At 52.0% G+C, this 319-nt stretch carries 1 protein-coding gene; it reads left to right on the forward strand.

The features are described 5' to 3' along the window. A partial coding sequence (locus tag HMPREF2675_RS08570; RefSeq protein WP_141759971.1) for a transposase occupies window positions 1–319 on the forward strand: 319 nt, incomplete at both ends.

The raw sequence follows: 319 nt of genomic DNA on the forward strand, positions 1-319 counted from the left end.
CAAACCACACCGAGTAAAGACAGCGATGCCCGATGGATAAAGAAAAACGGCCTCTACAAACTTGGCTACAAACAACATACCCGCACCGATGCGGAAGGCTATATCGAGAAACTACACATTACCCCCGCTAATGCCCATGAATGCAAACACCTGTCGCCTTTGCTGGAAGGCATTGCCGAAGGCACGACCGTCTATGCCGACAAAGGCTATGACAGTGAGGAAAACCGGCAACATCTGGAAGAGCATCGGCTGAAGGACGGCATTATGCGCAAAGCACACCGTAATCGTCCGCTGTCGGAAGCGCAAACCAAACGCAACC

This window comes from Neisseria sp. HMSC061H08 (assembly GCF_001836795.1).
GTDB lineage: Bacteria > Pseudomonadota > Gammaproteobacteria > Burkholderiales > Neisseriaceae > Neisseria > Neisseria subflava_A.